At 70.0% G+C, this 20,360-nt stretch carries 20 protein-coding genes; 6 read left to right on the top strand and 14 right to left on the bottom strand.

The annotated features are described in order from the left end of the window. Positions 1-72: 72 nt before the first annotated feature. From KYX17_RS19300 to KYX17_RS19285, 4 genes are all read right to left on the bottom strand, one after another. The gene (locus KYX17_RS19300) at positions 73-990 is read right to left on the bottom strand and encodes a 1-phosphofructokinase family hexose kinase (RefSeq protein WP_243228650.1); all 918 of its coding nucleotides are present in this window, start codon (positions 988-990) and stop codon (positions 73-75) included. Continuing rightward, entirely contained in the window at positions 987-1,937 is a 951-nt protein-coding gene (locus KYX17_RS19295; protein WP_243228648.1) for an ROK family protein, read from the bottom strand. The genes KYX17_RS19300 and KYX17_RS19295 overlap by 4 nt, the downstream gene beginning before the upstream one ends. After that, a complete protein-coding gene (locus tag KYX17_RS19290; RefSeq protein ID WP_243228647.1) occupies positions 1,934-2,830 on the bottom strand; it encodes an SIS domain-containing protein in 897 nt (298 codons plus the stop codon). The genes KYX17_RS19295 and KYX17_RS19290 overlap by 4 nt, the downstream gene beginning before the upstream one ends. A gap of 74 nt (positions 2,831-2,904) precedes the next feature. Beyond that, positions 2,905-3,909 carry an N-acetylglucosamine kinase gene (locus KYX17_RS19285; RefSeq protein WP_243228645.1) on the bottom strand — a complete coding sequence of 335 codons (1,005 nt, stop codon included), beginning with the start codon at positions 3,907-3,909 and terminating at the stop codon, positions 2,905-2,907. Positions 3,910-4,010: 101 nt separating this feature from the next. On the opposite strand from KYX17_RS19285, the gene KYX17_RS19280 reads away from it, so the two are divergent. From KYX17_RS19280 to KYX17_RS19260, 5 genes are read left to right on the top strand one after another with little or no spacing between them, the layout of a single operon-like run. After that, positions 4,011-4,940: a MurR/RpiR family transcriptional regulator gene (locus KYX17_RS19280; RefSeq protein ID WP_243228644.1), complete on the top strand. Its 930-nt coding sequence runs from the start codon at positions 4,011-4,013 to the stop codon at positions 4,938-4,940. Continuing rightward, positions 4,937-5,689 carry a sugar isomerase domain-containing protein gene (locus KYX17_RS19275; protein ID WP_243228642.1) on the top strand — a complete coding sequence of 251 codons (753 nt, stop codon included), beginning with the start codon at positions 4,937-4,939 and terminating at the stop codon, positions 5,687-5,689. The genes KYX17_RS19280 and KYX17_RS19275 overlap by 4 nt, the downstream gene beginning before the upstream one ends. 39 nt (positions 5,690-5,728) lie before the next feature. After that, the gene (gene ngcE / locus KYX17_RS19270; protein ID WP_243228640.1) at positions 5,729-7,147 is read left to right on the top strand and encodes an N-acetylglucosamine/diacetylchitobiose ABC transporter substrate-binding protein; all 1,419 of its coding nucleotides are present in this window, start codon (positions 5,729-5,731) and stop codon (positions 7,145-7,147) included. Continuing rightward, on the top strand, positions 7,144-8,169 hold the full coding sequence (locus tag KYX17_RS19265) for a carbohydrate ABC transporter permease (RefSeq protein ID WP_374208972.1): 1,026 nt from the start codon (positions 7,144-7,146) through the stop codon (positions 8,167-8,169). Before ngcE ends, KYX17_RS19265 begins: the two co-directional genes overlap by 4 nt. Further along, positions 8,166-9,068: a carbohydrate ABC transporter permease gene (locus tag KYX17_RS19260; protein ID WP_243228638.1), complete on the top strand. Its 903-nt coding sequence runs from the start codon at positions 8,166-8,168 to the stop codon at positions 9,066-9,068. The genes KYX17_RS19265 and KYX17_RS19260 overlap by 4 nt, the downstream gene beginning before the upstream one ends. Before the next feature lie 44 nt (positions 9,069-9,112). Here the strand turns inward: KYX17_RS19260 and KYX17_RS19255 are convergent, their stop codons facing one another. Then, complete coding sequence (locus KYX17_RS19255) at positions 9,113-9,682, bottom strand: dihydrofolate reductase family protein (protein WP_243228636.1); 570 nt, start codon at positions 9,680-9,682, stop codon at positions 9,113-9,115. A gap of 96 nt (positions 9,683-9,778) precedes the next feature. Then, positions 9,779-10,075 (bottom strand): chorismate mutase, encoded by a 297-nt coding sequence (locus KYX17_RS19250; RefSeq protein WP_243228634.1) that lies wholly within the window; start codon positions 10,073-10,075, stop codon positions 9,779-9,781. 58 nt (positions 10,076-10,133) lie between these two features. Here KYX17_RS19250 and KYX17_RS19245 point away from each other — a divergent pair, with 58 nt between their 5' ends. After that, on the top strand, positions 10,134-11,357 hold the full coding sequence (locus KYX17_RS19245) for an AI-2E family transporter (protein ID WP_243228632.1): 1,224 nt from the start codon (positions 10,134-10,136) through the stop codon (positions 11,355-11,357). Positions 11,358-11,427: 70 nt separating this feature from the next. Here the strand turns inward: KYX17_RS19245 and KYX17_RS19240 are convergent, their stop codons facing one another. From KYX17_RS19240 to KYX17_RS19205, 8 genes are all read right to left on the bottom strand, one after another. Beyond that, positions 11,428-12,345: an ABC transporter substrate-binding protein gene (locus KYX17_RS19240; RefSeq protein WP_243228630.1), complete on the bottom strand. Its 918-nt coding sequence runs from the start codon at positions 12,343-12,345 to the stop codon at positions 11,428-11,430. A gap of 25 nt (positions 12,346-12,370) precedes the next feature. Then, positions 12,371-13,093: an ABC transporter permease gene (locus tag KYX17_RS19235; RefSeq protein ID WP_243229204.1), complete on the bottom strand. Its 723-nt coding sequence runs from the start codon at positions 13,091-13,093 to the stop codon at positions 12,371-12,373. Continuing rightward, on the bottom strand, positions 13,090-13,767 hold the full coding sequence (locus KYX17_RS19230; protein ID WP_243228628.1) for an ABC transporter permease: 678 nt from the start codon (positions 13,765-13,767) through the stop codon (positions 13,090-13,092). Before KYX17_RS19230 ends, KYX17_RS19235 begins: the two co-directional genes overlap by 4 nt. Further along, positions 13,764-14,585 carry an ABC transporter ATP-binding protein gene (locus KYX17_RS19225; RefSeq protein ID WP_243228627.1) on the bottom strand — a complete coding sequence of 274 codons (822 nt, stop codon included), beginning with the start codon at positions 14,583-14,585 and terminating at the stop codon, positions 13,764-13,766. Before KYX17_RS19225 ends, KYX17_RS19230 begins: the two co-directional genes overlap by 4 nt. Before the next feature lie 172 nt (positions 14,586-14,757). Continuing rightward, complete coding sequence (locus KYX17_RS19220) at positions 14,758-16,179, bottom strand: NAD(P)/FAD-dependent oxidoreductase (protein WP_243228625.1); 1,422 nt, start codon at positions 16,177-16,179, stop codon at positions 14,758-14,760. Positions 16,180-16,320: 141 nt separating this feature from the next. Continuing rightward, the gene (locus tag KYX17_RS19215) at positions 16,321-17,724 is read right to left on the bottom strand and encodes an MFS transporter (protein WP_243228623.1); all 1,404 of its coding nucleotides are present in this window, start codon (positions 17,722-17,724) and stop codon (positions 16,321-16,323) included. A gap of 148 nt (positions 17,725-17,872) precedes the next feature. Continuing rightward, entirely contained in the window at positions 17,873-18,994 is a 1,122-nt protein-coding gene (locus KYX17_RS19210; protein ID WP_243228622.1) for a beta-propeller fold lactonase family protein, read from the bottom strand. Further along, positions 18,994-20,280, bottom strand: a complete 1,287-nt coding sequence (locus tag KYX17_RS19205; RefSeq protein ID WP_243228620.1) for an adenylosuccinate synthase — start codon at positions 20,278-20,280, stop codon at positions 18,994-18,996. The genes KYX17_RS19210 and KYX17_RS19205 overlap by 1 nt, the downstream gene beginning before the upstream one ends. Positions 20,281-20,360: the final 80 nt, after the last annotated feature.

The raw sequence follows: 20,360 nt of genomic DNA, 5'->3' as shown, positions 1-20,360 counted from the left end.
GCGGAGTCCTTTGTACGGATCGGATGCCGGGAAACCGCTCCGCGCGCGAGAAACCGTCGCTGGGGCGGTTTCTCATACGGCCGGTGGTTTCTCGACGATGAGGGAGCGCTCGAGGTCCCGCCACCGCGGGGAGATCTCCCCGGCGAGCGGCATGAGCACGGCGGCGGCCGACCAGGCGGCGGCTCGGCGCAGGATGACCTCGGTGTCCCGGATACCGGCGTCCAGCAGACATGCTGCCGCGGCGACCGCCGCATCCCCGGCACCGGTGGGATTGCCGGCGAGCGGCGCGGGCAGCCGCGCGCGCCACTCCCCCGTCGAGGTGACGGCGCAGAGCCCGTCGGAGCCGAGCGAGAGGAGCACCACGCCGGCGCCGCGGCGCACCAGCTCACGCGCCCCTTCGGCCGGATCGACGATGCCGGTCGCCTCGACCACTTCGACGCGATTGGGCTTGAGGACGGCGGCTCCGGCATCCGCGGCCGCCAAGAGCCCGGGGCCGGAGGTGTCGACGATCACGTCGATGCCGTCCGCCGCGGCGATCAGAGCGGGCAGCAGATCCGCGGGAGCACCGGGCGGAAGACTCCCCGCGATGATGAGCACGGAAGCCGCGGCCGCCTCCTCCCGCACGGCGGCGATCACCGCCGCCCATTCCGCGGGTGACGGGTTCACGCCCCGCTCGTTGACGATCGTGCTGTCCCCGAGCGTCCGGTCCACCCAGGCCGCGCTGCGGCGCGTCGGAGCGTCCACCGGGATCAGCCGATGCGGCACTCCGCTCGCCTCGAGATCCGTGCGCAGCTCATCTCCGGTCCGTCCGCCGGCCGTGGTGAGGGCGAGCACCGGTGCCCCCTGCGCGTGGGCGACGCGGGCGACGTTCAGACCCTTTCCCCCGGCGCGGGCGGCGCCGGTGTCCGCGCGGTGCGAACCGCCGATCTCCAGGCGATCGACGACCCAGGTGAGATCCAGCGCCGGGTTCGGCGTGACGGTGAGGATCATGTCAGCTCCCTGGCACGCAGCGCCGCGCCGATCAGACCCGCGTCGCCCTGCAGCTGCGCCGGGATCACCTCCGGCATGCGGTGGAAGCTCAGCCGCGCGGCGAGGCGCGTGCGCAGCTCGCCGAACAGCGCGTCGCCCGCGCGCGAGAGTCCGCCCCCGATGACGATCGCTCCGGGAGCGACGACCGCGGTGAGCTGGGCGAGGGAGAGCGTCAGGGCGTCCAGCGCCTCCTCCCACACACGTGCGGCAATGCGGTCTCCCGCCGCCGCACGCGCGATGACGGCCCGCGCGCCGTCGAGCGGCGTTCCGGACTCCGCGGCGTAGCGGCGGGCGATCGCTCCGGCCGAGGCGACGGCCTCCAGGCATCCCCGCGCCCCGCAGGCGCACTGCGGACCGTCGGCGATCGGCGCGTGACCGATCTCGCCCGCGTAGCCGCCCGCCGTGTGGGGCCGGCCGCCGATGAGGATCGCGCCCGCGATGCCGGTGCCGATGATGAGGAAGACGACGTTCGCGTGGCCGCGCGCGCCGCCGAGGCGGTGCTCGGCCCAGCCCGCCGTGCGCACGTCGTGGTCGAACGCGACCGGCAGACCGAACGACTCCTGCGCCAGGGATCGCAGCGGCGCGTCGCGCCAGCCGAGGTTGCTCGAGAACACGCCGGTCCCGGCATCCGCGTCGACGATGCCGGGCACCACGAACCCGAGCGCCTGCGGCACGACATGGGGATGCCGCGAGCGCAGGTCCTCGGCGAGGACGCCGAGCTCCCGGATCAGTCGCCGGGCTGGGTCCTGGCCGGAATGCGGGGTCGGCGTGCGGCGCAGCTCGAGCGCCGCCCCGTGCTCGTCGAACAGCGCCGATTTGATGTCCGTCCCTCCCACGTCGAACGCGAGCACGGGTGCGCCGGCCCCGATCGCGACGGAGGCCTCGGCGGACGACGCGGAGGTGCTCACGCGTCCAGGATGACCGAACGGGTGAGGTTGCGGGGCTGATCCGGATCGAGGCCCCGGGCGAGGGCGCGCTCCAGGGCGACGCGATGCAGCCGGGCGAGGTCCGCCATCGGATCGATGTCCTGCTGCACGAACCGCCCGCCGGTCGCCCGCACCTGTTCCGCGAGACCGTCGGGGGCGCTGCCGAACTGCCACGTGATGCGACCGGGGGCCGCGATCGCGATCGGGCCATGACGGTAGTCCATCGACGGGTAGGACTCGGTCCAGCTCTGCGAGGACTCGCGCAGCTTCAGTGCGGCCTCGTGCGCCAGGCCGATGGTCCACCCGCGCCCGAGGAACGTGTACTGCTCGGCATCGGTGAGTGAGAGGTCGGGCTCCGCGGCCAGCACGGTCGCCGCATCGGCGATCGCGGCGCCGAGGTCTTCTCCGAGCGACGCGCGGAACAGGGCGAGCGCCGTCGTCGCGAAACGGGTCTGCACGACGGATTCCTCGTCCGCGAAGGGCAGCAGCACCGCATCGTCCGCGAGGTCGACCAGCGGCGAGGCCGGGTCGCCGATCACCCCGATCACGGGGATGCGGCCCCTCACGCGTTCGGTGAGCTCGAGCACCTCCGTCGTCGTGCCCGAGCGGGTCAGGGCGACGATCGCGTCGTAACCGCGGTCCACGAAAGCCTCGGATGCCGCGAAGGCATCGGTCTCGCCGGCACCCGCGGTCTCCCGCAGCGCCGCGTAGGACTGGGCGATGAACCAGCTCGTGCCGCATCCGACGACCGCGACCCGAGCACCGGAGCCCGGCAGCCGCTTCTGCTCGTCGCGCAGGTCAGCCGCGCGTGCCCAGGTCTCGGGCTGCGAGAGGAGTTCGGCGCGCATGTGCGCGCCGGCCGGCGTTTCGGTCATCGAGGAGCTCCTTCGAAAGAATGCGCAGTTGTGATTGTTTCTGCTGAATTAGATCATAGAGTAGCGGGAGGAGCTCAGAGAGGAGCACCATGCACGGAGGATCGACGCACCAGCGCCAGGGTCTCAGTGAGCCGGGCGAGTGCTTCTCGGGTCGGAGGCAGGCCACCGGCGCGCAGGGCGAGCAGCCCCGCCCCCACGACGCCGTCCTCCACGGGGATCACATCGAGACGGTCCGCCGAACCGCCCAGCCGACCGGTGAAGGCGTCGCGCACCGGACCGGAGCGGAACAGCACGCCACCGCCGACGACCAGCGGTCCCGGCTCGGTCAGCACTGCCAGCAGCGACTCGGCGAGACGCTCGCCCGCGCGGCGCAGGATGCCCGCGGCCACCGGGTCCTCGACGCAGCGGAACGCCAGCGGCGCGAGCGATGCCAATTCGATCGGCGGCAGGGCATACAGGGCGGAGACGAGTTCTTCGAGCTCCGGCGACCGCTCCGCTCCCGGGCGGGGCTGCGGATCGATGCCGAGATGATCCAGAACCGCGCGCGTCAGGGCGGTCATGCGGCCGACGCCGTCCAGGTCCCGGATCGCCGCCTCGGCGACGCGCTGCCCGATCCAGAATCCGCTGCCCCGATCGCCCAGCAGCCAGCCGAGGCCGTCGGCCGTCGCCTCGATGCGCCCCTCGGCGACCCGGATCGCGCACGCGCCCGTCCCCGACACCACCGCGTAGCCGTTTCCGGACGCCGTGGCGCTGAAGTACGTCGCGAGCAGGTCGGACTCGAACACCACCCGCCCGGTGAATCCGGCGGCGCTCAGCTCCGCCTGGAGCGACTCGGCTCCCGCGCCGGATGCCGGTTGCCCCGCCACGGCGGCGGCGATCACGGACACCTCGCTCAGCGCACGGCCCGCGGATACCGTCGCCGCGCCGACCGCCTCGAGCACCGCGCCGACGGCGCTCGGGCGCCCCGCGGAGACCGGATTCCCGCGTCCCGCGACGCCGTATCCGACGCATCGTCCGTCCAGCGTCGTGACCACGGCCCTGGTCGCCGTCCCACCGGCGTCCACTCCGATCGCCAGCATGTCGTGACCCATATGTTATGCGTCCTAACTTGACCTTGGTCGGCGGTGAGAATAGTTTTCACCCCAGCAGGAACTTTCAACGGCGAGTTCTGGAGGCAATGGTGCCACGCAGCCTGAGCGCCGACAACGGCGCGATCATCGGCCGCATCGCCGCGCGCCGGCGCGGCATGCCCGTGGCGCTGTCGAGGATCGCGGATCTGGTCAGCGCAGAGCCGACCGCCGCCGTGGAACTGAGCATCACCGAGCTCGCCGAACGGGCCGGCAGCTCGCCCGCGAGCGTCACGCGTTTCTGCCGCTCACTCGGCTTCGACGGGTACACGCAGTTCCGCGTCGCGATCGCGACCGAGCTGGGGCGCGGCAGTGCCGAGCAGACCTGGCGCACCGACATCGGCGCGGAGTTCGCGCCCGACGATTCGCCCGAGAAGATCCTGCGCACCCTCCTGAGCGCGCACGTGCGCGGGCTGGAGACGACCGCGGAGGGCATCGACCTGGAGGCCGTCCGCCGGGCCGCGCACGCGGTCACGGCCAGCCGGCACGTCGACATCTACGGGCTCGGCGGCAGCGCCGGCATCGCCGAGGAGTTCCAGCGCCGTCTGCACCGGATCGGGATCAGTTCGCACGCCTGGTCGGACGTCCACGACGGGCTGGCCAGTGCGGTGCTCCAGGACGAGAGCTCGGTCGCGATCGGGGTGTCCAGCACCGGCCAGACCACCGAGACGGTCCAAATGCTCGACCAGGCCGGTGCCGTCGGCGCGTTCACCGTCGCCATCACGCACGACGATGAGAGCTGGATCGCGGACGTCGCCGAGGTGTCGATCACGACGGCCGCACCGGTGGGCTATCTGCGCCCGGACGACATGTCGGTCAAGCACGCGCAGCTGTTCGTGATCGACCTGCTCTACCTCTTCATCGCGCAGCGGATGTTCGATCCGGCCGCCAAGCGGCTCGCCGCGACGGCCATGGCGGTGTCGGGTCATCGACGCCCTCGCACAGCGCCTCGGCCGGATGAGACCCGGGAGGCCGTCGGATGACCGCGACGCCGTCCGACCTGTTCCGCGAGGCGCACGAGCGCCTGGCCCGCCTCACCGCGGATGCCGAGGCCGGCGCCCACGACGCCGCGATCGACCTGCTGGTCGCCTGCGTCGACGCCGGCGGCGTGATCCACGCCTTCGGGACCGGGCATTCCGAGGCGTTCGCCATGGAGATCTCCGGCCGCGCCGGCGGGCTGATCCCGACCAACCGCTTCGCACTCCGCGACCTCGTGATGCACGGCGATCGCGAGGCGGAGGTGCTCACCGGCGCCCTGGAACGAGAACCGTGGGTGGTGGACGAGCTCATGGCGACGGTCCCGGTCGGCGAGGACGACGTGTTCCTGATCGCCTCGAACTCCGGCGTGAACGGGTCGATCGTCGGGACGGCCCTGTGGGCGAAGGAACGCGGGCACGACGTCATCGCAGTGACCAGCCTGGAGCACACCAGGCGCGTTCAGCCGAAGCATCCGTCCGGCAAGCGGCTCAGCGAGATCGCTGACGTCGTGATCGACAACCTCGCCCCTTACGGCGACACGACGCTCGAACTCGCCGACGGCGTCGGCGCCGGAGCGATCTCGTCGATCACCGCCGCGTACATCGCGCAGCTGCTCACGCTCGGCGTGGCGGGCCGGATCGTCGCCCGCGGGGAGACCCCGCCGATGTACATCTCCGCGAACATCCCGGGCGGGGACAAGCACAACTCCGCCCTCGAGGACCGCTATCTCGGACGCATCCGGCGCGGAGCCTGACCGCTGAGAGCCGAAAGAACCCCTACGAAAGGTACGAAGATGGAACTCACCGAATCCTCCATCAGCCGCCGCACCCTGTTGCGCGGCGCGGCAGCGACGGCGCTGCTGCTGCCCTTTGGGCTGTCCCTCGCATCCTGCGCCGCACCGGGCGGCGGTGGCGGAGGCGGCGGTCCCGCCGGCGAGGTGACCTCGGACAACCCGTTCGGCGTCGCGGCCAACACGACCGTCGACGCGGTCATCTTCGACGGCGGGTACGGCGTCGACTACGTCGAGAACGCGGCCGAGATCATGTCGGGCAGCAAGGGGCTCGACGGCGTCACCGTCAAGGTCTCCGCCTCCACCAAGATCGCTCAGGAGCTGCAGCCGCGCTTCGTCGGCGGCAACCCGCCGGACCTGGTCGACAACTCCGGCGCCAACTCCATCGGCTGGAACACGATCCTCGACCAGCTCGAGGACCTCAGCGACGTGCTCGAGGCCGACAACCTGGAAGGGCAGAAGATCGCCGACACGCTGTTCGACGGCGTCAAGGCCCCTGGTACCTTCGGGGACAAGTTCGCCGCGATCAACTACGTGTTCACCACGTACGGCGTCTGGTACTCCGGCAGCCTGTTCGAGGAGAACGGCTGGGAGCCGCCGCAGACCTGGCAGGACCTGAAGCCCCTCGGCGAGGCCGCCAAGGCGAAGGGCAAGTACCTGTTCCTGTGGGGCAAGGAGGCGGCGACGTACTACCAGACGTTCGTGGTCGACTCCGCGGTCATCCAGTCCGGTGACGACGTGCGCCTTCCGCTGGAGAACCTGGAGGAGGGCTGCTGGTCGCACCCGACACTGCAGTCGATCCTGACGATCCTGCACGACCTGATCCAGTCCGGCTACGTCAAGCCCGGCGGCGGCGGCACGCAGTTCACGCAGGCGCAGGCCCAGTGGAGCCTCGACCAGGAGGCGCTGCTGTACCCGTCCGGGTCGTGGATCGAGAACGAGATGAAGAAGACCACGGCCGAGAACTTCCAGATGAAGGGCGTCCGCGAGATGCCGCTCGACGGCAACGCCACGACGCCTGCCGGATTCATGCGGGCCGAGGCCGGCGAGCCGTTCATCGTCCCCTCCAAGGCGAAGAACGTCGCGGGCGGCAAGGAACTGCTGCGCACGATGCTCTCCAAGGAGGCGGCGTCGGCCTTCTCGAAGTCGAAGCTCGCCCCGACCGTCGTCAAGGACATCGTCCCCGAGGACGGCTTCGGCTCCACGGCGCTGGTGTCGCAGGTGGAGATGATCGCGGCCGCCGGAACCGGCATGTTCACGATCAAGTCCTTCAACCTCTACGGCATGAACTCCGACCAGCTGCCGATCTGGAACTCGTTCCTCGACGGCAAGATGACGGTCGCCGAGATCACGTCGCAGCTGCAGGCGCTGACCGACAAGATCCGCGAGGACGACTCCATCGAGAAGATCGAGATCAAATGAGCCTCAGCGCTCCTCCTCTCGACGCGGCTCCCGACACCAGGGCCGTCGTCACCACCCGCACGGGGCGCCGCAAGGCGCCCCGTGCGGGCCTGCGCAGGAGGATGACCTTCGACTACGTCTCGTTCCTGCTGGTCTTCCTCGGGCTGCCGGTGGCGATCTTCCTGGTCTTCGTCATCTCGCCGTTCGTCCAGGCCGTGTACTACGCCATGACGAACTGGACGGGCTTCTCGCCGACGATGGACTTCATCGGCGTCGACAACTTCGTGAAGCTGTTCCAGGACCCGACGTTCCTGCAGGCCATGGGCAACAACATGCTGCTGGCGATCGTCGTGCCGCTGATCACCATCGTGATCGCCCTGATCTTCGCGAGCATGATCACCGTCGGCGGGCCGAGCCACGGCCAGGTGCGGGGGCTGCGGGGGTCGAGCTTCTACCGGGTCGTCTCGTTCTTCCCGTACGTCATCCCTGCGATCGTGATCGCGATCCTCTGGAACATGATCTACACGCCCAGCGGCCTGCTGAACGGCCTGCTCGGCGCGGTCGGGGTCGACACGAACGGCTTCGCCTGGCTCGGCGACGAGCGCACCGCGATGGGCGCGACCATCTTCGTCATCGTCTGGAGCATGGTCGGCTTCTACATGGTGCTCTTCATCGCCGCGATCAAGGGCATCCCCGCCGAGACCCTCGAGGCCGCACGGATCGACGGAGCCGGACGCTTCCGGACGGTGACCTCGATCGTCCTCCCGCAGATCCGGGACAACGTGCAGACGGCGTACATCTACCTCGGCATCCTCGCCCTGGACGCCTTCGTGTACATGGCCGGCCTCAACTCCACCGGCGGCCCGGGCAACAGCACTCTGGTGATGAGCCAGTACCTGTTCCGCACCGCCTTCGAGAAGGGCCAGTTCGGCCTGGCCAGCGCCATGGGCGTGGTCTTGGCCGTCATCACCCTGCTGTTCGCCGCGATCGTGATCGGCGTGTTCCGCCTCATCGGCGGCAAGGACGAAGGAGGTCGCTCATGACGCTCGACACACGTGCGGCGGTCACGATCGACCCCGCGGCGAAGAGCCGGCCGACGACACCGAAGTCCACGACCGGCGACAAGGCCGTGGGCGGTGCGTCCCACGTCGTCCTGGCCGTCTGGTCTCTCGCCGTGATCCTGCCGATGCTGTGGACGTTCATCGGCTCCTTCAAGACCACGACGGAGATCTTCGCCTCCCCGTTCGGCCTGCCGGCGAACTGGAACTTCGACAACTACATCAACGCCTGGGTAGGCAACAACTTCGGCGGGATGTTCCTCAACACCGTCATCGTCGTCGGCGTCTCGCTCGTGCTCGTGATGGTGCTCGGGGCGATGTGCGCCTACGTGCTGGCCCGGTTCTCGGTACCCGGCAGCCGGGTCATCTACTACCTGATGCTCGCCGGACTCACCTTCCCGGTGTTCCTGGCGATCGTGCCGTTGTTCTTCATCCTGCAGAACATGGGGCTGCTCAACACCCTTCCCGGCCTGATCGTCACCTATGTGGCGTTCGCGCTGCCGTTCACCGTGTTCTTCCTGTTCTCTTTCTTCAAGTCCCTGCCCTACGAGATCCAGGAGGCCGCATACGTGGACGGGGCCAGCGAATGGCGCACGTTCTTCCAGGTGATGCTGCCGATGGCCAAGCCGGGGATGGCGGCCGTGGCGATCATGAACTTCCTGGGACTGTGGAATCAGTTCCTGCTGCCGATCTCGCTGAACACGGACCAGAGCAAGTACGTCCTCTCCCAGGGCATGGCGTCCTACGCCTCGTCGGCGGGCTACGCGCTCGACTTCGGCGAGATGTTCGCGGCCGTGATCATCACGATCGTCCCGGTCCTGATCGTGTACATCCTGTTCCAGCGCCAGCTGCAGGGATCGGTGTCGCAGGGCACGTCTAAGTGACCTGTGATGCGGGCCCCGGAACGCTCAGCGGTCCGGGGCCCGCATCACTTCGGGGACGTCGCCCGATAGGTGATCCCGATGTGGCCGCTCGGGTGCGAGACCACCCGGACGAGCTCGAGGCGCCGCTGGCTCAGTGCTGCCGGAGTGAACGAGCGTCCCTTGCCGATGAGCACCGGCACGACGCGCAGGCGCAGCTCGTCGACCAGGTCGAGCTCGAACAGCGCGTCGGTCAGAGCGAGGCTGCCCCAGACGACGATCCGGTCGCAGCGCTTCTTGAGGTCGGTGACCGCGTCCCTCGCGTCGCCCGAGAGGATCTCGATCGAGCCGTCGCCCCAGGGCGCCTCGGTCAGCGTGTTCGAGAAGACGAACTTCGGCAGTCGATTGATCGGCTCCGCGACGACTTCGACCTCCGGATCGGCCGTGGGCCAGTACTCCGCGAACATCCGGTACGTGTTCGCGCCGAGCAGGATCGCATCGACGTCCCGGAGGAACGCGAGCTGGTCGTCGTCGTTCGCGTTGCCGACGTCGGCGGCGTCCATGAAGTCGATGCCGCCGTCCGGTTCCGCCGCGTACCCGTCGACGCTCACGATCTGCTCGACGGTGAGGATGCCCATCCGAGTGCTCCCTGAGAGTCGGTGAATGACTCAACTATGCGCTCGGGTCGACCGCGCATCAACCCCTCCCGCTGAGCCCGGGTCGACAGGCGCTCCTCAGCGCCCTTCGGCCGCCTCGGTGTGGTGGCGGATGACCTCGGCGACGACGAAGTTGAACCACTTCTCCGCGAACTCGGGATCGAGGTGCGCCTCCTCGGCGAGGGCGCGCAGCCGGGCGACCTGCTGCTCCTCACGCGACGGGTCCGAGGGCGGCATGGCGTGCTGCGCCTTGAGCAGCCCGACCTGCTGTGTGGCACGGAAGCGCTCGGCGAGCATGAAGATGAGGGCGGCGTCGATGTTGTCGATGCTGGCGCGCAGGCGCAGCAGTTCGCTCCGGGCGGCGTCGTCGTTCATGCCCCCACGATAGCGTTCCGCTCCGTGCCGGCCGGCGGGCGCCCTCTAGAGTGAACGCATGAGCACCGACGACACCGCGTCCGCGGCATCCGATCCCGTCGACGCGCCCGAGCCCGTCGTGACCGGCGAACGTCCCCGCAAGCGCCGCCGTCGGGCCGAGCGGCCGGAACCGGAGCCCGAGCCGGAGCTGACCGCCCGGCCCGTCGTCGAGCCGGCGCCCTCGACGCGCTCGTTCTGGACCCGCATCGACAGGCCCTTCGTGTTCGGCTTCCTCGTGACGCTCGGCGGCCTCGCCGCGATCGCCCTGGGACTGGCGATCTCGAACCTCTCGACGGTCCTCATCTACATCGCCCTCGCGCTGTTCGCCGCTCTCGGTCTCGATCCGGCGGTGCGGTTCCTCGAGCGGCACCGGATGCCGCGGCCGTGGGCCCTCGTCACGGTGCTCGTGTCGCTGCTCGTGCTGCTGGGCCTGGTCATCTGGGCGGTCGTGCCGGTCGTCGTCGAACAGATCGCGAGCTTCATCCGCGACGTCCCGGCCATGATCGCGGACTTCCAGAAGAGCGACGTGTACGCGACCCTCGAGGCGCAGTTCGGTGACAACTTCGAGGACCTCGTCGCGGACGTCCAGGCGTTCCTCACGAACCCGAGCAACATCGCCGCCATCGGCGGCGGCGCCCTGCAGGTGGGCGCATCCATCGCGAACGGCATCTCCGGCGCGATCATCGTGCTCGTGCTGATCATCTACTTCGTCGCGACGCTGCCGAGCATCAAGCAGGCGATGCTGCGTCTCATCCCGGCACGGGACCGCGCCAACACCGAGATCATCACCGATCAGATCACGGACTCGGTCGGCGGCTACGTCATGGGCATGGTCACGCTGGCGTTCATCAACTCGCTCGTGGTGCTGCTGCTGTACTCCGTGCTCGGACTGCCGTTCCCGCTGCTGCTGGCCGTCACCGCGTTCCTGATCACCCTGATCCCGCTGGTCGGATCGGTGCTGTTCTGGATGATCGGATCGGTCATCGCGCTGTTCACGGACCCGATCCTGGCGCTCGTGTTCGCCGCGATCTACCTCGTCTACATGCAGTTCGAGGCGTACTTCCTCACTCCGCGCGTGATGAGCAGGGCCGTGTCGGTCCCTGGTTCCCTCGTCGTGATCGGCGCGATGGTCGGGGGGACGCTGCTGGGACTGCTCGGCGCCCTGGTCGCCGTTCCCGTCACGGCATCCATCCTCATCATCATCAAGAAGGTGTGGGTGCCGCGTCAGGACGCGCGCGTCTGACGCGAGCCTCGCACAGATACGAGGCCCCGGGAGTCCGTCGACTCCCGGGGCCTCGTCGGTTCACGCTGCTTCAGTTGAGCCCGGCCTCCTCGAGCCACTGCGACGCGATGTCGTCGGGCGACATCTGCTCCTCGGTGCTCTGGACACCGAGCGCGACCAGATCCTCGGCGCTCAGCTCGGCGCTGACCGCGTTGATGACATCGGCGATCTCCTCCGCGACGTCCGCCGACGCGATCGGCACGACGTTCGAGGCGAGGATCAGGTTCTCCGGGTCCTCGAGCGCGACGATGTCCTCGGTCTGGAACGCGGGCGCCGCCGTGTAGATGTCCGCGACCTGGATCTCACCGGCCAGCAGGGACTCCAGCGTCGTCTCGCCCGTGGCCGAGAACTGCAGGTCCACGCCGTAGACCTCCTTGGCGCCTGCCGGTCCGTACGGCCGCTGCTCCAGCTCGGGAGCCCCGCCGAGCGTCACCGGTCCGGTGACCTTCGCGAGGTCGCCGATCGTGGTGAGGCCGTTCGCCTCGGCGAACTCCTTCGTGACCGTGTAGGTGTCCTGGTCGCTGGCCTCGGCGTAGTCCAGCGCGGTGAGTCCCTCGGGGAGCGCCTCCTTCAGGGCGGCGTAGACGTCTTCGGGACTCGTCGCGTTCGCCTCCGCGTCGTAGAACTCGAGAAGGTTCCCGGTGTACTCCGGGAACAGGTCGACGGCACCGGACTCGAGCTCGGGGATGTAGGCGTCGCGCTGCCCGATGTTGAACTTGCGCTCGACGGTGAAGCCCTCGGCCTCCAGGGCCTGGGCGTAGATCTCGGCGACGATCTCGTTCGAGTAGTAGGCCTGCGAGCCGACGACGATCGTGTCGCCGCCTGCTCCCCCGCCCTCGTCGGTCGGTTCTTCGAGCGGGTTGGAGTTCGAGCATCCGGCCAGGACGAGCGACGCGGCGAGCGCCGCGACGCCGCCGAGCGCGATGCGGGACTTTCGTGCGGTGAACATGGTGTTCCTCTCTGGGTTTCTGGCTTCAGGCGGTGGCGGATGCCGCGGCGCGAGCCCGGCGTCCGGTTCGGGCGGTCTGCTGGACGCGGATGCCGGCCGGCACCGCCGCGTGCTGCGCGAGGGCCATCAGCAGGTCGGCGATGAGGGCGAGGAGCGCGACGAGGATCGCGCCTCCGAGCACCTGGTCGAATCGCTGCAGCGGGATGCCCTGGATGATCGGCCAGCCGAGTCCGCCGAGGTTGACGTACGCGGCGATGGTGACCGTGGCGATGACCTGGAGCAGCGCGGCACGGATGCCGCCGACGAGAAGAGGCATGCCGAGCGGCACCTCGACCTTCCAGAACACCTGCCAGGCGGTCATGCCCATCGCCCGCGCCGCGTCGACGGTGCGCCGATCGATCGCCTCGAGGCCGGTGTACGCGCCGGCCAGCAGCGACGGGATGGCGAGCACTACGAAGGTGATGACCGCCGCCTCCGGGACGCGCAGGACGCCGAGCAGCAGGACGAGCAGGATCATCAACCCGAAGGACGGGATCGCACGCGCGGCGCCGGAGATCGCGACCGCGATCTCGCGCCCCCGGCCGGTGTGCCCGATGATCCAGCCGGCCGGGACCGCGATCGCCGCCGCGATGAGCAGCGAGACGATCGTGTAGTACAGGTGCTGCCCGAGCAGGATCGGCAGGGAGTACGGCCCCTCCAGCCGCTCGGGGGAGAACAGCCAGGCCAGCGCGTCCGCGAACAGGTTCATGCGGCCGACCTCATCGGCATCGTGACGCGGCGCGTCGAGGCGACGGCGCGCGTCCACGGCATCAGCATGCGTCCTGCGAGTACGAGGAGCAGGTCGATGATGAGGGCGATCAGCACGACGGCGAGGATCCCGGCGAACACCTCGGCGATGATGCGCCGCTGCAGGCCGTTGGTGAACAGGTAGCCGAGGTTCTCGACGCCGATCAGGATCCCGACCGTGGCCAGCGATATGGTGCTGACGGCCGTCACCCGCAACCCGGCCAGGATGACGGGGCCCGCGAGCGGGACGTCGACCGTCCAGAATCGACGGGCGCCGCCGAAGCCCATCGCCGTGGCCGCCTGCCGCACGGCGGCGTCCACCGAGTCCAGGCCGTCGGCGACCGAGCGGACGAGGATCGCGACGGCGTAGATCGTCAGCGCGACGATGAGGTTGGGCGGGCTGGTCGCCGAGTATCCGAGCGACGCGGGCAGCAGGATCAGGAGCGCCAGGGACGGGATCGTGTAGAGCAGCCCGGTGAGCACGATGACCGGGCCGCGCACGAGGCGGTACCGCCACGCCACCCACCCCAGCGGCAACGACAGCACCAGCCCGAGCACGATCGGGATGATGCTCTGCCGCAGGTGCTCGACGCTCAGCGCGAGGATGAGGTCGAGGTTGTCGAGGACCCAGGTCATATGCCGTCCTCGATCAGCGCGCCCTGAGTCCGCCCCTCCGAATCGACGACGACGGTGCCGCGGCTCGTCTTCTTGAGATGCAGTGCGCGCCTGCCCCGCTCAGCGCCGATGAAGGCCGAGACGAAGTCGTCCGCAGGGTTCTCGATGATCTCGCTCGGGGTGCCCACCTGGACGATCCGCGCGCCCTTGTCGAGGATGACCACCTGATCGCCGAGCAGGAACGCCTCGTCGATGTCGTGCGTCACGAACACGACGGTCTTGTCGAGCTCCTGCTGCAGCCGGATGAGCTCCTGCTGCAGGTCGGCGCGCACGATGGGGTCGACGGCGCCGAACGGCTCGTCCATGAGCAGGATGTTCGGGTCGGCCGCGAGCCCGCGGGCGACACCGACGCGCTGCTGCTGACCGCCGGAGAGCTGACTCGGGTAGCGGTCGGCCAGCGCACGGTCGAGGCCGACGGTGTCGAGCAGCTCGAGCGCGCGCTCGCGCGCCGGCTTCCTGGCGACGCCCGTGAGCCGCAGCACGGTGGCGACGTTGTCGATCACGGTGAAGTGCGGCATCAGGCCGGAGTTCTGCATGACGTACCCGATGCGGCGGCGCAGGGCCACCGGGTCGCCGTCCAGCACGCTGTCGCCATCGATCTCGACGTCGCCGGAGGTCGGCTCGACCATCCGGTTGATCATGCGCAGCAGCGTCGTCTTGCCGCATCCTGAGGAGCCGACGAAGACCGTCGTCCTGCGGGAGGGCAGCACGAGGCTGAAGTCCTCGACGGCGAGGGTGCCGTCGGGGAAGCGCTTGGACACGGAACGGAACTCGATCATGCGGTGATGTCTCCGGTCGTTCGGATCAGGTTCTGAGCGTAGGGGACGCCGCCGACACCCGGAAGGCGGGTTCGTCGGCGCGTCATGATGTGGTCCATCCGTGCGTGAATCCCCTCACCTGTCACTTCGCCTTCGGAGCCGGCGCACGATCGGATGGATCCCGCGCAGCGTCTCAGGCCGCCTGGCGTCCGTATCCTTCGAGCAGACGGAGCCAGATCTCGCTGACCGTCGGGTAGGCGGGGACAGCGTGCCACAGTCGCGAGATCGGGATCTCGGCCGCGACCGCGATCGTCGCGGCATGCAGCAGCTCGGCGACGTCGGGGCCGGTGAACGTGACGCCGAGGATCACGTCCCGCTCGGGATCCACCACCATCCGGGCCTGCCCGCGGTAGCCGTCCTCGTGCAGGCTCGCACCGGCGACGCGCCCCAGGTCGTGGTCGACGACGTCGATCTCGAACCCGGCGTCGCGGGCGGCCTGGGCTGTCAGGCCCACCGCGGCGACCTCCGGTGCGGAGAAGACGACCTGCGGGACGGCGCGGTGATCGGCGGTTGCGACGTGACGACCCCAGGCGTCGTCGCGGACGTCCTCGCCGCGTGCCCGGGCTGCGATGACATCGCCCGCCGCGCGAGCCTGGTACTTCCCCTGGTGGGTGAGGAGCACCCGCCCGTTGACGTCTCCGACGGCGTAGAGCCAGTCGTTGCCGGGCACCCGAAGGGTGTCGTCCACGTCGATGTACCGTCCCGGTTCGAGCCCGACGTTCTCCAGTCCGATGTCCCCGCTGCGGGGGCGCCGGCCGGTGGCGGCGAGGACCTCGGCCGCCGCGATCTGCTCTCCGTCGTCGAGGGTGATCGTGACCCCGTGGTCGTCGCGGTCGACGCGCTTCGTCCCGGTCCTCATGCGCACGTCGACCCCCAGCGCACGCAGGCCGACCGCCACCTGCTCACCGGCGAACGGTTCGAGCGCGCCGAGGATCTCGCCGCGCGCGATCACGGTCACGCGCGATCCGAGCGATGCGTAGGCGGTCGCCATCTCGACCGCGACCACTCCGCCGCCGATGATCGCGAGGGATTCCGGCACCTCCTGCGCACTGGTCGCCTCCCGGCTCGTCCACGGCTTCGCCTCCGCGAGCCCTGGGATGCCGGGGATCACGGCATCCGTGCCGGTGCTGATGGCCACGGCGTGCCTGGCCCGGAGCACGCGGGTGCCGCCGTCCGCATCGGTGACGGTGACCTCGCGTTCGCCGGTGATGCGTCCGTGCCCGCGGGCCAGGTCGATCCCGGCCGACTCGAGCCAGTCGACCTGCCCGGCATCCGACCAGTCGCTCGTGAACGCGTTGCGTCGTGAGAGGACGGCCGCGGCATCCAGCTTTCCCGTCACGGCCTCGGCCGCGCCGGCGACGTGCTGCGCCGCGCGCAGCGCCTGTCCGGAGCGCAGCAGGGCCTTCGACGGCATGCAGGCCCAGTACGAGCATTCGCCGCCGACCAGCTCGCCCTCCACGATGATCGCGGTGAGTCCGCCCTGCACCGCCCTGTCCGCCACGTTCTCGCCCACGGGGCCCGCGCCCACGACGATGAGGTCGTACTCGTCTGTCATCCGCTGCACCTTCCTCAGTCTTGCCGATGTGCAACGCCGAGTCACGGGAATTGTTCCTGGCGGCGCGTTCGCGATTCCTCATGGCGGGTCCGCGATCGACGCGGGCCCCGCATGATCACGCGGGTCGATGCACCTCCGCGCTCAATCCGCGACCTCCTCGGATGTCGGGACCTCGCCTGCCGGGGGCCTCACCCGAGGCGCGAGCAGAGCGGCCGCGGCCGCGAGTCCTGCGGCCAGCGCGAACACCGCCGTGAACGGATCGAGCAGCGCCGCCGCGGATGTGAACACGGTGCCGGTGATCGCGAGGGCCAGGGCGCTTCCGAACGAGTCGGCGACCGTCATGGCCGAACTGTTGAAGCCCTGCGTCTTCGGTGTCGACATCGCCAGTGTCAGCGCGCTGGTCCTCGGGCTCATCAGGCCCATGCCGAGCCCTGCCACGACCCACGCGACCGCGATCACGGCGGCATGAAGCGCCAGTGCTGCGGTCAGGAGCACGAGGGCGACGCCGATGAGCACGAAGATCGTCCCGGCGCGGACCGCCGCCACGCTCGACAGGCGCGCCCCCCAGCGCCCCTGCACCGTCGCGGCGGCGGACCAGGCCAGAGCGCCGCCGGTGAGCGCGAGCCCGGCGAGGGTGGGCGTCAGCGCGTACCGATCCGTCAGAAGGTAGGGCAGGTACACCTGCGCGCCGAAGAAGGCCGCCGCCGCGATTCCCCGGACCAGGATGACGGACGGCAGACCGCGCCGGGCCCTCAGGGTGCCGCGCGGGACCAGCGGGCGGACGGCGATCAGAGCGATCGCCGCGGCGAGGAACGCCAGCGCGGGTCCGGCGCCGGGGATGTCGCCGAGCAGGTTCAGTCCGAGCACGGCGATCGCGGCGAGCACCGACCAGCCCAGGCGTCCGATGGCCCACGGCGTCGCCGGGTCTCCCCCGCCGGACAGGCCGCGCAGGGCCGGAATGACCATCAGCAGCGCTGCGAGGACCAGGACCACCACGCCGAGGAAGACCCACGGCCAGCCCCAGAGCTCCGCCACCAGACCCGCGATGGTCGGGCCGACGAGCGAGGGGATCACCCAGGCCGCGGCGAACCCGGCGAAGATCGCGGGGTGGAGCTCCTGCGGGTACACACGGGCGACGACGACGTAGAGCGCGACCATCAGGCCTCCGCTGCCGAGTCCCTGGGCGAACCGCCCGGCGACGAGAACTTCCATGCTCGGCGCGAGCCCCGCGACGAGCAGGCCGAGGACGAAGACGGTCACGGCGGTGTAGAGCGGCGCCACGGGGCCGCGGCGATCCGACCAGTTGCCGACCACGACCATGCCGATCACACCCGTCGCGAGCGGTCCGGCGAAGGCGAGCGCGTACAGCCGCTCCCCGTCGAGATCCGCGCTGACGGCCGGCATGACGGTCGTGACCGCCAGCGACTCGAAGGCCCCGAGGAACACCAGGGCGCACGCGCCGATCGTGATCCACAGATGGGTGCCGCTGAGGATGCCCGGCGAAGAGGCCGCGGTCGTCGGCGTCGTGTCTGTTCTCGATGTCATGATGAGGACGCTAGGACCTCAAGGTGACTTGAGGTCAAGCGACGGGACATCCGCAGGGAGATGTCGCGGATATCGGAGCATCCGCCCACGCCTCGCCGGACATCCGGGCGATCGCCCGACATCTGTCCCGCGCGCGCGGCGCCCGCCGTCAGCGCACCGGCAGGAAGCAGGTGGGCGTCGGCGCCTGCGTCGTGCGGCGGACGCCGAGGGGAGCACCGGTGCGCTCATCGAGGTCGAGCAGCGTCACCGAGTCGGAGCGCTGCCCCGCGACGAGCAGCTTGCCCTCGAACACGAGGTGATGCCGCGGCCAGTCGACGCCGGAGTCGGCGAGGGCGAAGGGGGCGAGGCGCTCCCCGGAACCCTCGACGCGGAGCGCGGCGATGGTGTTGCTGCCGCGCAGCGCCGTGTAGAGGGTGCGGCCGTCGCGGCTGCGTGCGAGCTCGGCCGGGAAGTCCGTGCCGACCGAGGCGGCGGGACTGACGAGCGTGGCCGACACGATCGACCAGCTGCCGTCCGCAGCGGATGCCAGCGTGAACACCTCGCAGGAGTACTCCGTGACGATGTGCAGGTGCCCGCTCGGATGCACGACCATGTGCCGCGGCCCGGTCCCCCGCGGCAGCGCGACCTCCTGGTCGAGCTCGAGCCCGGACGCGCTCTGCCGCCAGATGCGCACGAGGTCGAACCCCAGGTCGGTGGTCGCGACACGGCCGTCGGGCAGGAAGGCGGCCGCATGAGCGTGGGAGACGCGGGGCTCCGCGCCGGCAGGGGTCGGGTACGGATCGGATGCCGCGGCACCCCGCCCCGGACGGCCGGAACGCCGACCGGTCCCGGAGTCACCCTCGCCCTCACCGAACAGCGCCTCCCGAAGTGCGGCGGCCTTGTCGGCGGCGGGCTCCACGAGACGCCCGTCGGCGGCGATGCCGTAGCGGATCACCTGCCCGTCGCCGTAGCAGGACGCGATCACCGCCGACCCATCAGCGGAGACGGCGAGATGGCAGACGGCTTCCCCGGCGGCGACCGGGTCTCCCAACGGCGCGAGGCTCGCCTCGCCCGTGCGGGCGAACGCCTGCACCGCGGCATCCCCCTCCAGCGCGGCGTACACCACGTCCAGCCGCGGATGCCGAGCCAGCCAGGACGGCGACGGCGCGGCCGCCGCCGTCCCCCGGAACGCGAGCGCCGTCGCCGCCTCCTCGTCGCCGGCGAGCAGGCCGATGCCCTCGGCCGAGCCCTCCATGCCGGCGCCGTAACCGCCGAGCCAGAACCGCGTCATCAGTCCAGCAGGTCGTGGCGCACGATGACCTCATCGCGGGCCGGGCCCGTTCCGATCACCGAGATGCGCGTGCCGCTCATCTTCTCCAGCGCCAGCACGTAGTCCTGCGCGTTCTGCGGCAGTTCTTCGAAGGTGCGCGCGGTCGAGATGTCCTCGGTCCAGCCGGGGAAGTACTCCAGGATCGGCTTGGCGTGGTGGAAGTCGGTCTGGTTCACCGGGACGTCGTCGAAGCGCGTGCCCTCGACGTCGTACGCCACGCACACCGGGATCCGCTCGAGCCCGGTGAGGATGTCGAGCTTCGTGAGCACGAGGTCGGTGATGCCGTTGATGCGCGTGGCATAGCGCGTGATCGGGGCGTCGTACCAGCCGACTCGGCGCGGGCGTCCCGTGGTGGTGCCGAACTCGAAGCCCTGCTTGCGCAGCCACTCGCCCTGTTCGTCGAACAGCTCGGTCGGGAACGGACCCGAGCCGACGCGCGTCGTGTACGCCTTGACGATTCCGACGATGCGGTCGAGCGCCCCCGGTCCGACGCCGGAGCCGGTGGAGGCACCGCCCGCCGTCGCCGAGGAGGAGGTCACGAAGGGATAGGTGCCGTGGTCCACGTCGAGCATCGTCGCCTGGCCGCCCTCGAAGACGACGACCTCGTCGCGGCCGAGCGCCTGATCGATGAGGTGCCCGGTGTCGGCGACCATGGGACGCAGCCGCTCGGCATAGGACAGCAGGTCCTCGACGATCTCGTCGGCGGTGATCGCACGGCGGTTGAAGATCTTCACGAGAAGGTGGTTCTTCTGATCGAGCGCTCCCTCGACCTTCTGACGCAGGATGTTCTCGTCGAACAGGTCCTGCACGCGGATGCCGACACGGTTGATCTTGTCTGCGTAGGCGGGACCGATGCCACGGCCCGTGGTGCCGATCTGACGCTTGCCCAGGAAGCGCTCGGTGACCTTGTCGAGCGTGCGGTGGTACTGGGTGATGATGTGCGCGTTCGCGCTGACGCGCAGCCGCGAGACGTCGATGCCCCGCGCGGACAGCGCCTCCAGCTCGCTGAAGAGCACTTCGAGATCGATGACCACGCCGTTGCCGATGACCGGGGTGACACCGGGAGACAGGATGCCGGAGGGCAGCAGATGCAGAGCGTACTTCTCGTCGCCGACGACGACCGTGTGTCCGGCGTTGTTGCCGCCGTTGAACTTCACCACCCAGTCGGTGCGCTCACCGAGCAGATCGGTGGCCTTCCCCTTGCCCTCATCGCCCCACTGGACGCCGACGATAACGATTCCTGGCATGGGTGTACCCCCTTGCTTTCGCCGGGTTTGCACCGGCCGATGAGCTGGCCCGCTTCGGGCGGCTCCATCCTATCGAAGGC

The sequence above is a fragment of the Microbacterium sp. CIAB417 genome, from assembly GCF_022788845.1.
Note: the sequence above shows the minus strand (reverse complement) of the source record. Positions and strands in the feature narration are given on the sequence as shown.